Origin of the sequence: Flavobacterium solisilvae (genome assembly GCF_012911605.1) — a bacterium.
Taxonomy (GTDB): Bacteria; Bacteroidota; Bacteroidia; order Flavobacteriales; family Flavobacteriaceae; genus Flavobacterium; species Flavobacterium solisilvae.
Genome location: NZ_JAAMPT010000067.1, coordinates 1 through 252, shown reverse-complemented (window position 1 = coordinate 252; position 252 = coordinate 1). Strand labels below are relative to the sequence as shown.

The following is a 252-nucleotide window of genomic DNA, read 5'->3' as shown; positions in this document are numbered from 1 at the left end:
CGATAATTTGGATAATATAATCCGCTACTGCTTGGTCAATACTGTTTGCCCAATCAATAAACCGACTAGCACTCCAATCAGCAACAAACTGGTGTGTGCTGGCTAAATGTTCCGCAATAGTAGTATAATCGTAAGGTTTGTAATTTCTTGGATGAATAGCGATTCGGTTGTATTTGTAGAAGATTTCAACTGTAGTTTTGGTATACAAAAGTTTTACTTTTTTCCTCACATATTGGTACGGAACACTGTAAT

General features: G+C 36.1%; 1 pseudogene. It reads right to left on the bottom strand.

The features are described from left to right. A pseudogene (locus G6042_RS14690) lies at window positions 1-208 on the bottom strand (IS21 family transposase); the annotation flags it as partial. Between the last annotated feature and the right edge of the window lie 44 nt (window positions 209-252).